Origin of the sequence: Halomonas sp. ND22Bw (assembly GCF_003011945.1) — a bacterium.
Classification (GTDB): domain Bacteria; phylum Pseudomonadota; class Gammaproteobacteria; order Pseudomonadales; family Halomonadaceae; genus Halomonas; species Halomonas halophila.
Genome location: NZ_PXWD01000002.1, coordinates 470,066 through 482,418, shown reverse-complemented (window position 1 = coordinate 482,418; position 12,353 = coordinate 470,066). Strand labels below are relative to the sequence as shown.

General features: G+C 63.1%; 11 protein-coding genes. 1 reads left to right on the top strand and 10 read right to left on the bottom strand.

What is annotated here, in order from left to right:
• The 10 genes from kdgD (CVH10_RS05105) to CVH10_RS05060 all read right to left on the bottom strand — a co-directional run.
• Positions 1–860: 5-dehydro-4-deoxyglucarate dehydratase (gene kdgD / locus CVH10_RS05105; protein ID WP_106487982.1), on the bottom strand; the 860-nt coding region annotated here is incomplete at its 3' end.
• 325 nt (positions 861–1,185) lie between these two features.
• Complete coding sequence (locus CVH10_RS05100; protein WP_369335729.1) at positions 1,186–2,706, bottom strand: tripartite tricarboxylate transporter permease; 1,521 nt, start codon at positions 2,704–2,706, stop codon at positions 1,186–1,188.
• A 28-nt stretch (positions 2,707–2,734) separates the two neighbouring features.
• A complete protein-coding gene (locus tag CVH10_RS05095; RefSeq protein ID WP_106487981.1) occupies positions 2,735–3,241 on the bottom strand; it encodes a tripartite tricarboxylate transporter TctB family protein in 507 nt (168 codons plus the stop codon).
• A gap of 99 nt (positions 3,242–3,340) precedes the next feature.
• Positions 3,341–4,282 carry a tripartite tricarboxylate transporter substrate binding protein gene (locus CVH10_RS05090; RefSeq protein ID WP_106487980.1) on the bottom strand — a complete coding sequence of 314 codons (942 nt, stop codon included), beginning with the start codon at positions 4,280–4,282 and terminating at the stop codon, positions 3,341–3,343.
• Positions 4,283–4,366: 84 nt separating this feature from the next.
• A complete protein-coding gene (locus tag CVH10_RS05085; protein WP_369335728.1) occupies positions 4,367–5,641 on the bottom strand; it encodes an enolase C-terminal domain-like protein in 1,275 nt (424 codons plus the stop codon).
• 157 nt (positions 5,642–5,798) lie between these two features.
• Entirely contained in the window at positions 5,799–6,716 is a 918-nt protein-coding gene (gene kdgD, locus CVH10_RS05080) for a 5-dehydro-4-deoxyglucarate dehydratase (protein ID WP_106487978.1), read from the bottom strand.
• Between the two features lie 277 nt (positions 6,717–6,993).
• Positions 6,994–7,956, bottom strand: a complete 963-nt coding sequence (locus CVH10_RS05075; protein WP_106487977.1) for a D-glycerate dehydrogenase — start codon at positions 7,954–7,956, stop codon at positions 6,994–6,996.
• Between the two features lie 23 nt (positions 7,957–7,979).
• Entirely contained in the window at positions 7,980–9,437 is a 1,458-nt protein-coding gene (locus CVH10_RS05070; protein ID WP_369335727.1) for a tripartite tricarboxylate transporter permease, read from the bottom strand.
• A gap of 46 nt (positions 9,438–9,483) precedes the next feature.
• Positions 9,484–9,975, bottom strand: coding sequence for a tripartite tricarboxylate transporter TctB family protein (locus CVH10_RS05065; protein WP_106487975.1), 492 nt, complete (start codon positions 9,973–9,975; stop codon positions 9,484–9,486).
• A gap of 20 nt (positions 9,976–9,995) precedes the next feature.
• Positions 9,996–10,955, bottom strand: coding sequence for a tripartite tricarboxylate transporter substrate binding protein (locus tag CVH10_RS05060; protein WP_181244351.1), 960 nt, complete (start codon positions 10,953–10,955; stop codon positions 9,996–9,998).
• 392 nt (positions 10,956–11,347) lie between these two features.
• Between CVH10_RS05060 and CVH10_RS05055 the strand changes: the two genes are divergently transcribed.
• Positions 11,348–12,307: an AEC family transporter gene (locus CVH10_RS05055; protein ID WP_106487973.1), complete on the top strand. Its 960-nt coding sequence runs from the start codon at positions 11,348–11,350 to the stop codon at positions 12,305–12,307.
• Positions 12,308–12,353 lie beyond the last annotated feature (46 nt).

Below are 12,353 nucleotides of genomic sequence, written 5' to 3'. Positions count from 1 at the left end.
GGCATCTCGAGCGGCGCGCGAACGCTGCCGGCGGGACGCCCAATGATCTCGGCACCGGCCTTGATCAGGCTGACCGCATAGCCGGACTTCTGGTCGCGCAGATCGACGAAGGGCAGGAAGAAGTCGCGGGAAATGCGCCGCACGGTGTCGCTGTCGCCGGCCCGCAGCGCCTTGTAGAAGGTCACCGCCATGTCGGGCACGAAGTTGAACACCGCGCTGGAGTAAGTGTTCACGCCCACGGCCAGGTAGGCCTCGGCCATGATCTCGGCGGTGGGCACGCCACCCACGTAGGCCAGCCGGTCGCCCACGGTGCGGATGATCCGGTTGAGGGCCTGCATGTCGCCCTTGCCGTCCTTCAGGCCGATCAGGTTGGGGCAGGCATCGGCCAGGCGCTTCACCGCGTCCGGCTTCATGATGCCGTTGGCGCGGTTGTAGTAGATGACGCTGATGGAAGTCGAGTCACAGATCTGGCGCGCGTACTCCACCAGACCGTCCTGGGGGCACTCGGTCAGGTACGGCGGCATCAGCAGGATGCCGTCGGCGCCCTCTTCCTCGGCGATCTTCGCGAAGGCGCTGCCGGTGGCCACGCTCAGGCCGGCGCTGGCGATGACCGGGAGCTTGCCGTCGACGACCTTCACCGCCAGACGCACGATCTCGCGGAACTCGTCCTGGGACAGGTTGAAGAACTCCCCGGTGCCGCCGGCGACGAACACCGCCGAGATCTCGTGGCTGATGAACCACTCCAGACGCTGCCGATAGCTCTCGGCATCGAAACGCCCTTCGGCGTCGAAATCGGTGATCGGGAAGGACAGCAGTCCATCGCTGATCGCTTGTTTGACATCTTCGCGGGTAAAGGTCACCAGATCGTCCTCTTGTCAGCCTCGGGATAACACGAGGAGACGGGATCCTCATGTCATACATCATACAAAGTGAGAAACTAGTCACCCTGCGCCGGCCTGGCAATAAGCCCAAAGTCGTGTATCGACTAAAGTCGCATCACATGCGGCATCGCACCAGCGCACCTCGCCCGCCCCTCGAGCCGCCTGGTGCCGGCCCTCACGCCGGGAAACGCTCCCCCAAGAAAACCGGGCAGACCGAAGATCGGCCTGCCCGTTCTTGCCAGGGCGACGTCCCCCTGGAACTCATACGTACCGAATCGAGGTTCTGGCTACCCGGTTCGCCGCGTCACACGCTGGCATCCCGCGAGACCGACGCTTGTCGGCCGGCACGGTAGTTCTGCCATAGCGTCAGCGCCAGCAGTCCCAGGGCGATGACCAGAAAGGTCACACTGATCGGACGCGTAAAGAACGGCGTCCAATCTCCCTGGAAGGATTGCAGGCCACGTCTCAGGTTCGACTCGGCGATCGGCCCCAGGATCAACCCGAGGATGACCGGGGCCGTCCCGAAATCGTAGCGATTGAGGAAATATCCCAACACCCCGAACCCGAGCATCAGATAGAGATTGAAGACATCGCCATCGACGCCGTACACGCCGATGAAACAGAACACCAGGATCGTGGCGAGAAGCTGCTTGCGCGGGACGGTGAGCACGCGAATGAACAGCTTGATGCCCAGGCACATGATCAACAGCATGAAGACATTGGCGACGAGATAGGCCAGGAAGATGCCATAGACCGTTCCGCTCTGGTCGTCGAACAGCAGCGGCCCAGGCGTGATGCCCTGGATCATCAGGCCACCGAGCAATACCGCGGTGGCGGCTTCCCCGGGAATGCCCAGCGCCAGGGTGGGAATCAGCGCGCCACCCAGCAACGCATTGTTGGCACTCTCCACCGAAATGATGCCCGGCGCATGCCCCGTACCGAACTTCTCCGGCGACCGGGAAAAACGCCGCGTTTGATCGTAGGCCACCAGCGAGGCGATGCTCCCTCCCGCTCCGGGGACGGGGCCGACGACCGAGCCTGACAGCACACCGGTCACGATCGCCTTCCAGTGCCGAAGCGTCTCGACGAAACGCGGTCGAGCAATATCGATGCGGTGAGCACTCCCCTGCAGTCGCTCATAGGGGTCGTACTCCAGCGTATCCTTGAGGACCTGAGACACCGCAAACAGCCCGATCAACGCCGGCAGCAGATTGACACCGGTCAACAGCGACAGCTCGTCGAAGGTGAAACGCCCCACCCCGGTGATCGGGTCGGTACCGATGGTCGAGATGAAGAAACCGATCAGGCCGGCTATCAGCCCCTTGAGCAATGATTTCCCCGCCACGGAAGCGATGATCACCAGGCCGAAGATGCTCAGGGAGAAGTATTCGGCGGGGCCGAAGCGCAGCGCGAATTCGGCAATGGGCGGTGCCAGCAGACTCAGGATGACCATGCTGGCCACGCCACCGAAGAATGAGGCCACGATCGCCAGCCCCAGCGCGCGGCCGGCCTCTCCCTTCTTGGCCATGGGATAGCCGTCGAAGGTGGTCGCCACCGATGAAGGCGTGCCCGGGATATTCAGCAGGATGGCCGGTATGGAACCACTGGCACCGGCACCGCACAGCGCCCCCAACAGCATGCCCATGCCGGCCACCGGCGGCATGCCGAACGTGACAGGAAGCAGCAGGGCAATCGCCATGGCCGAGGTCAGCCCCGGCAACGACCCCATGATGATGCCCAGCAGGGTACCGCCGGCAATGGCCAGCAAGGTGCCGAACTGCAGCACCATGCCAAGGCCATCGAGATAACCGGAAATCATGTGCATCTCCTCAACCGCAGGTTACACCGCCCTCTCAAGCCGGCAGCGGAATTTCGAATAGATCGTTGAAGACATAAAACACCGCTACCGCCAGCACGACCGCAAACACGAGCGCGCCGAGCACGGACTTGCCGCGCTGTGCCATCGACTGCTCCCCCCAAACTCCGCTCAGGACAACCAGCCCCAGCACACAGCAGAACGTGAATGACGCCGTGCTGACGACGTAGCCGAGGCGCTCGAACGCCAGCATGTAGCCGATCAGCAGCGCCACGATGAACAACCACTGGGCGACGCTACGCACCTTGACCGACCTCGGCGTCGTGGGGACGGCGCTGCGGACGCTCCACCATTCACGAAAGTCCTTGATAAGACAGGGAATCGCGAACAGGAATATCAATCCCGACAGAAGCTTGGGGAAGAATCCGGGCGAAAGGTCGCCAACGATCTCGATACTCGGCAGCGCGGTCGCGGCAACGAAAGCGGCCGCCGAGGTGATCAGCAGGAACAGATCGAAAAGCGGCTTTCCGATATCACGTTGCATAGGTCCAGTCTCCAGCCACTTGCCACTGTGTGGTGGCCGTGCAAACCACCCTTGCGAATCGTCGTCGCGCCGCCGGACGGCGACGCGACGAGCGTCGCGTTACTTCGCCAGGTCGCCGGCGGCTTCGCGCATGATGACGGAGGACTCGTCGATGAACGCATCGAGGTCGTCGCCGAACAGCGGTGACAGCTTGGTGCCCAGGTTGCTGGCGGTCTCCTCGTAAGAGCCGTCGTCGACGATCTGCTGAACCGCCATGACCCACTCTTCCTTCACTTCCTGCGGCAGTCCCTTCGGCGCTGCAATGCCGCGCCAGACCGACAGCACGAGGTCATAGCCGGACTCCTTGAAGGTCGGCACCTCCGGCAGACTCTCGCCGCGCTCTCCGTAGGTCGTCGCCAGCGCTTCGAGGCGGTCGGATTGCAACGCCGAACGCAGCTCGGCGCCGCCCAGCACGACGGCGTCGACGTGCCCGCCCATCGCCGCGGAGATCGCCTCGGAGCCGCCGGGATAGGGAATCGGGTTCAGATTCGCACCGGTCCGGTTGGCGATGGCGCTGGTGGTGATGTAGGCCGAGGAGCCCACCCCGGAGGTCCCCACCTTGATCGGCCCTTCGGCGGAGGCCTCGACCAGAGCCTCGAGATCCTGGTAGGGGCTGTCTTCTCCCACCGCCAGGAGGTAGGGCTCATCGACGACCTTGGCAATGAAGTCGAAGTCATCATGGGTGAACGGCACGTTACCCATCGCCTCGAGCGTCAGCATCGCATTGCTCGCCGCCAGCAGGGTGTAACCATCCGGCTCGGAGGCGACGGCACGGGACATGCCCACGGCACCGCCACCGCCGGCAATGTTGCGGATCACCAGGCTCTCGCCCAGCTGCTCCTCAAGCAGTGGCTGCAAGGCCCGCACGAAGGTGTCGTTTCCGCCGCCGGCGGAAAACGGCACGATCATGTTGACGCTCTTGGTGGGATAGTCATCCGCCATGGCATGACCGCCGATAGCGAAGGTGGCGGTCACCGCCAGCGTGCTCAGCAGTTTTTTCATTGTATTCACCTCTTGGCTTGCCTGAGTGGAGATCAAGATTGCACCCCGGCGGACACCTGCCGGAGCCACGACCGAAAGGCGCGCCTAGCGCACCAGGGCCGGACGTTTGGGATCGAAGGTCCAGCCATCGATCAGGTACCGCATCGCCATCGCATCGTTGCGTCCCCCGGCCGGCAGGCTGCGGTAGAGGGCGTTAGCCTGCTCTACCTGCGCCATGTCCAGCTCGACGCCCAGCCCGGGGGCATCGGTGACCGCCACGCGGCCCGCCTCGATTTGCGGCGGGTTGCGGGTCAACCGGGCATCGCCTTCCTGCCAGATCCAGTGGGTATCGAGCGCGGTGGTGCGCCCCACGGCGGCGGCACCGACCTGAGCGAACATGGCGAGCGACACATCGAAGTGATTGTTGGAGTGCGAGCCCCAGGTCATGCCGTGGTCCTGGCAAAGCTGAGAAACCCGTACCGCTCCGGAGAGCGTCCAGAAGTGCGGATCGGCCAGCGGAATGTCGACCGAGCGCAGCATCAGCGCATGAGCCATCTCGCGCCAGTTGGTCGCGACCATGTTGGTGGCGACCGGCAGCCCGGTGGCGTGGCGGAACTCAGCCAGGATCTCGCGCCCCGAGAACCCCTGCTCGGCGCCGCAAGGGTCCTCGGCATACGCGATCACGCCATGAAGGTCCTTGCACAAACGGATCGCTTCATCGAGTGACCAGGCTCCGTTGGGATCGATGGTCGTACGGGCCTCGGGAAAGGCATCGTGCAGCGCAGTGACCGCCTCGACTTCCTGCTCGCCGGGCAGGGCGCCCCCCTTGAGCTTGAAATCCTTGAAGCCATAGCGGTCGTGGGCGGCGCGGGCGAGCTCGACGACACGCTGCGGGTTCATCGCCGCTTCATCGCGCAGCCGATACCAGTCGTGCGTCATGCCTTTGGTGCCGCGCCGATAGTCCAACGGCGTAGCGTGGCCGTCGCCGATGAAGAACAGATAGCCCAGCACCTCGACGCTGTCGCGCTGCTTTCCGTTGCCCAGCAACTCCGCCACCGGCACGCCCAGGAACTTGCCCATCAGATCCAGCAGCGCCGCTTCCAGCGCGGCCACGGCATTGATGCGCAGCTCGAAGGTCCAAGATCCCTTGCCGAAATCCTCGAAGTCGGCACGCTGCCCGGCCCCCTGAAGAGACGACACCATGGAGCGCAGCTTGCCGATGGACTGGCCGACGACCAGAGGGCGGGCCTGCTCCAGCGAACGCTGGATCGTTTCGCCCCCGGGCGACTCGCCCACGCCGACATTGCCGGCACTGTCCTCGAGGATGATCAGGTTGCGAGTGAAGTAAGGCGAGTGCGCCCCGCCGATGTTCAGCAGCATGCTATCGCGGCCGGCGACCGGGATGACACGCATGTCGGTGATCGTGGGCGTGCTATGGCTCAGCATTGAGGTTCTCCAGCAGGATTCGCGAGGTGCCCTCCCCGTCAGTAAACGATCAAGGGCGACCCGTGGCACTCACGTGCAGCGATGGAAGGAATCAGTACGCCTTGGCTTTCTCGATGAGCGCCGCGAGCCTGTTGTGCTCTTCGACACTGGGCATCTCGAGCGGCGCGCGAACGCTGCCGGCGGGACGCCCAATGATCTCGGCACCGGCCTTGATCAGGCTGACCGCATAGCCGGACTTCTGGTCGCGCAGATCGACGAAGGGCAGGAAGAAGTCGCGGGAAATGCGCCGCACGGTGTCGCTGTCGCCGGCCCGCAGCGCCTTGTAGAAGGTCACCGCCATGTCGGGCACGAAGTTGAAAACCGCGCTGGAGTAAGTGTTCACGCCCACGGCCAGGTAGGCCTCGGCCATGATCTCGGCGGTGGGCACGCCACCCACGTAGGCCAGCCGGTCGCCCACGGTGCGGATGATCCGGTTGAGGGCCTGCATGTCGCCCTTGCCGTCCTTCAGGCCGATCAGGTTGGGGCAGGCATCGGCCAGGCGCTTCACCGCGTCCGGCTTCATGATGCCGTTGGCGCGGTTGTAGTAGATGACGCTGATGGAGGTCGAGTCACAGATCTGGCGAGCGTACTCCACCAGACCGTCCTGGGGGCACTCGGTCAGGTACGGCGGCATCAGCAGGATGCCGTCGGCGCCCTCTTCCTCGGCGATCTTCGCGAAGGCGCTGCCGGTGGCCACGCTCAGGCCGGCGCTGGCGATGACCGGGAGCTTGCCGTCGACGACCTTCACCGCCAGACGCACGATCTCGCGGAACTCGTCCTGGGACAGGTTGAAGAACTCCCCGGTGCCGCCGGCGACGAACACCGCCGAGATCTCGTGGCTGATGAACCACTCCAGACGCTGCCGATAGCTCTCGGCATCGAAACGCCCTTCGGCGTCGAAATCGGTGATCGGGAAGGACAGCAGTCCATCGCTGATCGCTTGTTTGACATCTTCACGGGTAAAGGTCACCGATACATCCTTGTCTCTGGTTCAAGACGACCGAAGCAGACGGCCTCATGTCATACATCATACAAATAGAAAGCTATCCGCCCGACGCCGGCCTGACAATAAGCCCAAAGTCGTGCGTCGACCAAAGTCTTAGGCGGGCATGCGGACCTGAAGCGCCGCTTCATCCTTTGTCACACCGCCGACGCATGACGGGCGGGAAGTGTCCATGAAAAAAACCGGGCAGACCGATGATCGGTCTGCCCGCCAGTAGAAAAAACAGCGCCACGTATCGTCTTGCTCACACGGCGGTGATCGCTCCCTCGCCGGCCAGCACCCGCTTGACGTTGTCCACCGCCAGATCGCACATGGCATTACGCGTCTGGAAGGTCGAGGAACCGATGTGGGGCAGGCACACGGCATTGTCGAGCGTCATCAGGGGCGACGCCGTGGACAGCGGCTCCCGCTCGTAAACGTCCAGTCCCGCACAGTGGAGGGTACCGTCCTGCAGGCAGGCAACGAGCTCATCCTCGCGCACCACCTTGCCGCGGGAGATGTTGACGAAGACGGCATGCGGCCGGGTCAGCGCGAAGTGCTCGCGTCCGATCAGCCCTTCGGTCTCTGCCGACAGGGGGACGGTCACGCAGATGAAGTCGGACTCGCGGAACAGGGTCTCGAGATCGACACGACGGGCATCGAGCGCGGCTTCCACCTCCGGCTTGGCCGAACGGTTGGTGTAGTTCACCGACATGCCGAAGCCGTCGTGGCCGCGCCGTGCCACCGCCTGCCCGATGCGCCCCATGCCCACGATGCCCAGGGTCTTGCCGTGGACGTCGACGCCGAAGTCCTCGCGCGAGAGCGAGGCCGTCCACTCATGATCGCGGACCTTGCGCAGCATCTCGCCGGCGCGACGCGCCGCCATCATCAGCAGCAGGAAACCGGTATCGGCCGTGGATTCGGTCAGCACGTCCGGCGTGTTGGTCAGCACGATGCCACGCTCGCGCATGGCCTCGATCGGGTAGCTGTCGACACCGACCGAAACGCTGGCCACCACCTTGAGGTGGGGCGCCTTGTCCAGCAGTGCCTCGGTGAACGCCACGTTCGACCCCAGATAGGCATCGGCCTGGGCCATGGCCTCCTCGAAGGCGGCGCGGTCCTGATCGTCGACCAGCCGCGTGAAATGCGTCAGATTGAACGCGTCGGAGAGGGCCTCGACGAGCGCCGGATACAGCTCGTGCACGACCACCAGGTTTTGCATTTTCATTGACTAAGGCTCCACATTGTCGATCACGTTGATGGCTTGGCTTTCCAAGAGCTACGCAGTGACATGGCCAGGAAGATCAGCGCCAGCACCAGCAGCAACAGGCTGACCGGGCGGGAGAAGAACGGGGTCCAGTCACCCTCGAATATCTGCAGTCCGCGGCGCAGGTTGGTTTCGGCCACACCGCCGAGGATCAGACCAATCACGGCGGGCGCCACGCCGAAGCCGAAGCGACTCAAAAAGAAGCCCAACAGGCCCAGGCCGATCATCAGATAGACGTCGAAGAAGTCGCGGTTGACGCTGTAGACGCCGATCGCACAGAACACAAAGATCAGCGGCAAAAGGAAATGCTTGGGCACACGGAGGATACGCACGAATGCCTTGATCCCCCACCACTGGGTGAACAACATGAACACGTTGGCTAGGATGAAAGATGCAAAGATGGCGTACACCAGGCCCGCCTGGGTATCGAACAGCATCGGCCCCGGCTGAATCCCTTGGATCATCAACCCCCCCATCAGCACAGCGGTCGCCCCTTCACCGGGAATGCCAAGTGTCAGCATGGGAATTAACGCACCACCAACCATGGCATTGTTGGAAGACTCCGACGCCACCACACCCTCCGGGCACCCCTTGCCGAACTCGCCGGGGCGCCTCGACATTCGCTTCGACTGATCATAGGCCAGCAGCGAGGCGATGCTGCCTCCGGCACCAGGCACCGCTCCGGTGCCCGTACCAATCAGCGAGCTAACCCCCAGCAATCTCCAGCTCCCCAGTACCTCCCGAAAACGGGGAAAGGCCCGATCGACGCCACTGTCGACCTTGTTACCGGCCGTACCCCGATTCAGGAACTCGGCATCTTTCAAAAGCTGTGAAAAGGCGAACAGCCCGACGATCACTGCCAGCAGGCTCACGCCGGTCAGCAGCGACATCTGCCCGAAGGTAAGGCGCAGCGTGCCGGTGACCTGATCCGCGCCCACCGTGGACAGCAGCATGCCGATCAGCCCAACCGTCAGCCCCTTGATCAGCGAGTGACCGGATAGCGACACGATGATCATCAGGCCTAGAATGCTCAGAGAAAAATACTCCGCCGGCCCGAAGGTCAAGGCAATGGCCGCGATCATCGGCGAGACGAGAATCAGCACCGCACCACTGATGATCCCCCCCAGGAAGGAGGCGGCGACCGACAATCCCAGCGCCTTGCCGGCCCGACCGCCTTGAGCCATGGGATAAGCGTCGAAGGTCGTCGCGATCGACCCCGGTGTGCCCGGCATGTTCAACAGGATGGCGGGCACTGATCCGCCGGCAACGGCTCCGCTGAAAGCGCCCAACAGCAGCCCGATGCCGGCGACGGGCTCCAGGGAATAGGTCAATGGAAGCAGCAGCGCCACCGCCATTGCCGCCGAGAGGCCTGGCAAGGCTCCCAGGATGATGCCGAGAACGGTCCCGACAAGAATCGCCACGAAAGCCATGGGGCTAAACATGGACATTGCTTCCATCAAAGAAGACATAATCCCACCTATCAGCTCATCAGAATCGTACGTTCAACAGCTCGACGAAGACCAGATAAAGCCCCCCGGTACTGAGCACCGACACGACCAGAGCCATCACCACGCTTCTAAGCGAGATGTCGCGCCCAGCGGCCCGGGCGGTAGCCAATGACATGACGAAGAGATAGACGGCCGTCGTCATCACGAACCCGAGCGATACGAGCGAGATGACATAGACGATGCTGACCACCGCAAATGCCAGGACATTGAAGAAACCTCGCGCTGACATGCCGACTTCGTCGTCCTTCCCGGCGTCCGCGATGATGCCCTTATACCGCCAGATATCCCGGCCACAGCGCAGCGCGTTGCCGAGCGCCAGAACGGCGATTAGCGCCGCCAGGACACTGGGGAAGGCCCCCGGGGACACCGCCCCGACGGCCATACCACCAATCTGGAATGAGAAGTAGCAGATAATCGAGGCACAGAGGGCCAGTAATCCGCTGAACACCAACTCTTGCTTGGTTTTAAGCATGTCTCACCCTCACCGGCCGATCACTGGTTCGATGCCGCGACCCGCTGGGCCGCTGGAATAATCTTGTCGGCCAGGCCATCGACGTAGCCCTGGAACTCAGGGCCGGCGCGGAAGTCCACCTCGAGCCCGATGTTACGAACGGCCTCAATGAAGTGTTCATCCTCGGAGGCCTCACGCAGCGCCTCGACCCACTGCTGCTTAGTGCTATCGTCCATGCCTGCCGGTGCGGCGATACCCCGCCAGTTGGAGACGGCGACGTCATAGCCCTCCTCCTGCATGGTCGGCACGTCAGGAAGCGCACTGCTGCGCTCGCCGCTGGTCACGACCAGCGGCGTCACGGAGCCAGCATCCAGGGCGGTCTCGAGATCGGTGGGATCCATCACCATGCCATCGATGTGCCCGCCCATGACGGCAGCGATGGCATCGGGCGCCCCGTTGTAGGCCACGTATTCGAAATTGGCGCCCAGCTCCGACCCCACCAGTACGCTCATGATGTGCGTCGAGGAGCCAACCCCCGCGAAGCCGACCGTCAGCTTCTCGTCACTGGCCAGCACATCATCCAGCGAGTCAAAGCCGAGTTCGCTGCTCAGAGCCAACACGTAGGGCACTGAGTACATCTGCCCCAGGTAGTCGAAATCCTGGTATTCGAAACTGACGTTGCCGAGCCCCTGCTGGGTAAAAACTTTATTGTCGATGGCTACCACGCTCTGCCCATCGTGATCGGCCTGGAGCGCCTTCATGAAGCCGATGGCGCCGCCGCCCCCGGGCACGTACTGGGGCACGATACTGACCCCGAAACTTTCCTCCAGCGAGGGCTGCAGGGCACGCACCAGATAGTCGGAACCGCCACCAGGCGTGGCCGGCACGATGAAATTGATATCGTCCTCTGGGAAACCATCGCCAGCACTCGCCGCACCGACCATCATCGCCATGGTGATCGCCGCTCCCCATGCCGTCGCTGTCTTCTTGATCAACATCATGCTTCGCTCCTTGAGGCCTTTCTTGATTGTTCGTATCGATGCGAGACGATCTCGTGCCATTCATTGCCCACCAGATGTCTCAAACGCCATGTCAGCCGTGCCATCGGCACCCTGTCGATTCTCATAAGACAATGATTATAAATATGTTTTTATATCTATGATCATACATCATACATAATACAAGGTAGCTAGCAGGCAATCTGCTTACAAGATTGAAAGTATTAATTGATACTAAAGTGCAAGCGCCCGATCGACGCCGTCTCGGGCAATGAGACTTGAACGTGCGTCATGAGACATGCATTCAATAGCGGGAAATTATTAGCCAACACATCGATTTGGCGACACCATATACGACTTTAGTTTAACGACCCGCCGCCAATCCCGGACGCCTCATGCCCCTGATCGATATCTTCCTCTCGACGCTGAACATCACCCTGCCGGTCTTCGCCATGGTCTTCATCGGCATCGGGCTGAAGCGTCTTCGCTGGATCGATCAGGCCTTCGTCGACACGGCATCGAAGCTGGTCTTTCGAGGCACCCTGCCGACCCTGCTGTTTTTCGGTCTGGCCGGAACCGATCTGGAGGCGACGCTCGACCCCTGGATGCTGGCGTTCTTCACCCTGGCCACCCTGCTGAGCTTCGCCGCGGCCTGGGGCTGGGCCCTGCTGCGGGTGCGGCGCCCGCTGCGCGGGGTCTATGTTCAGGGCGCGTTCCGCGGCAACTGCGGGATCGTGGGGCTGGCCCTGGCCGCCGGCATGTACGGCGATGCCGGCATCTCGCTGGCGGGGCTGCTGCTCGGCGTGGTGATTCTCAGCTACAACGTGCTCTCGGTCATCGTGCTGGCCACCTACCAGCCCCGCGAAACGGGAGGACGAGGCGTCGACTGGGCCCATATCGTGCGCCACATCGTGACCAACCCGCTGATCCTGGCCGTGCTTGCCGCCACGCCCTTCGCCATCTTCGAGGTGCCGCTGCCCGACTGGCTGACCACCACCGGCGACTACTTCGCCTCGTTGACCCTGCCCCTGGCGCTGATCTGCATCGGCGCCACCCTCTCCACCCGCGCCCTCAGGAAGGGCTATCGCACCACCGTCAGTGCCAGCCTGGCCAAGATGGTGGTGGTGCCGGCCGTAGCGACGCTGCTGGCGGTGGCGGCAGGCTTCACCGGGCCGGCACTGGGCGTGATGTTCCTGTTCTTCGCCAGTCCCACGGCGGCGGCAGCCTTCGTGATGGCCAAGGCCATGGGCAACGACGAGACCCTGACCGCCAACATCATCGCCATGACCACGCTGATGGCCAGCGTGACCGTGACCCTCGGCGTCTTCGTGCTGAGGCTGGCCGGACTGATCTAGCCGAGGCGGCCGCCCGAGACGACGACGGCGCCCCTGGGGCGCCGTC